This is a genomic window from Streptosporangium subroseum (genome assembly GCF_900188345.1).
Lineage (GTDB): Bacteria > Actinomycetota > Actinomycetes > Streptosporangiales > Streptosporangiaceae > Streptosporangium > Streptosporangium subroseum.
This window is the reverse complement of the sequence record NZ_FZOD01000164.1, coordinates 1-1,701: the sequence shown is the minus strand read 5'-3', so window position 1 is coordinate 1,701 and position 1,701 is coordinate 1. Positions and strand designations below refer to the sequence as shown.

Sequence of the window (1,701 nt, the reverse complement as noted above, 5' to 3'; positions counted from 1 at the left end):
ACTTCCCGTTCGGATCGACCGGCGCGGAACCGAACTTCCCGTTCGGATCGACCGGCGCGGAACCGGACTTCCCGTCGCCCGGTGCCGGGGCCGAATCGGACGCCGCCGCCGACGCCGTACCGGTCGCGACCAGCGCGACGAGCGTTGCCGCGGCCACCACCAGCCGTGTGCGTTTCATCATCGTGATGCCTTTCGTCCACTGAGCGCACCGGACGAGAACCGGCGCCGTGGCGACAACACAAACACCGCGGCCTCAAGTGTGCTTTCGGCCGGCTTTAGAGGTTCCTTAGAGGCGAAGATCCAGATCCTCACGTCATAGGAGGCGGTCATGCCGCCTCCCGGAGAGTGTCCGGCCAGGGTCGCGAAGTCGCTCCGCCGGACGCGGATCCCTCCGTCGGGCAGCTCGACGCGCATGGGCGCGTGACCGGGCTCGCGCCGGCGACGGAACGTCCGACGCGAGAGTCCGCCCAGCTCAGCAAGCACCTGAGGAACTGTCAGGCGGCGCGTACGCCTGTACGGAGAACCTGCCGGACAGGCTGACAACACGATTTTCTTGTGGACAGCATGAGCGATCCGAAACCGTGGACTCCGCCGCAAGAACCACTCCCCCAGCCTCCGAAACCAGGAGAAACGATGAAGTTGCCTCCACGCGCCGCCACTCTCGTGGCGGCCGCCCTGCTCGCTTCCCTGACCGGAGCGTCCGGGATGTCGGCGGCACAGGCGGCCGACGCCAGGGCCCTTCCGAGCGTGAACATGGAAGCCACCCTCAAGGCGGCCCAGATCGACCCGCGGCGGTCCGACAACACACTGACCCCGGGCGCCAAGGCCGGCGTGCTCCTCGTTGAACAGGCGCTGCGCGACCGGCATCTGCTCGACGCGCAGTGGGTCGACGGTTACTTCGGCAGCACAACGGTCACCGCCTTCGCGAAGTTCCAGAAGTCGCTCGGCTTCACCGGTCTCGCCGCCAACGGCCTGCCGGGCAAGACGTCGCTCACCGGGCTCGGCACCGGCCGCTTCGGGGTCACCCACATCATCGCCCCGGGTGCCCGGGTGTCCGTCGATGGCTTCGTCGTCGACAACCGCACGCGGAGCATGCTGGCCGAGGCGAAGCGGTTGCTCGGCCGCGACCTCGTGCTGTTACAGGGTTCGTACAACCCCGGCGGCGACCCCACGTCCGCGGGCACCCACGACGGCGGCGGCGTCGTCGACATCTCGGTCAAAGGGATGAGTTCCGCCACCCGTACCGCGGTCGTCCGCGCGTTGCGAACTGTCGGTTTCGCGGCATGGGTGCGTAGCCCCGACCAGGCCGACTGGCCGTGGCACATCCACGCCGCCGCCATCAACGACACCGACCTCTCCGGTCAGGCCCAGCACCAGATCGGTGACTACTACCTCGGCCTGAACGGGCTCGCCGGCCGTGGCCCGGACGACGGCCCGAAGGTGGCCATCCGTACCTGGGAGGAGTACCGGCGCCGCTGACCGTCCCGAACCCAGGCCGCACAGACACAACCAGCCACAACCAGCCACAACCAGACACAGGGAGAACACCATGAGAATGCTTACCAGGATCCTCACCACCGCGACCGCCGCGATGACGCTCGGTGGAGCGGTGCTCGCCACCGCCTCACCCGCCTCGGCGGCCACCCGCAACGGCGTGTGCGAGACCGGCGAGTTCTGCTACTACTTCAACAGCAACACCCA

Annotated in this window: 2 protein-coding genes; both read left to right on the top strand. The window is 68.3% G+C overall.

What is annotated here, in order from left to right; all coding sequences use genetic code 11:
* Positions 1-203 (top strand): hypothetical protein (locus CHC08_RS50475; protein WP_179282665.1); only part of this gene is annotated, 203 nt, incomplete at its 5' end.
* 430 nt (positions 204-633) lie between these two features.
* Entirely contained in the window at positions 634-1,479 is an 846-nt protein-coding gene (locus CHC08_RS47815; RefSeq protein ID WP_089213961.1) for a peptidoglycan-binding domain-containing protein, read from the top strand.
* The last annotated feature ends 222 nt before the right edge of the window (positions 1,480-1,701 follow it).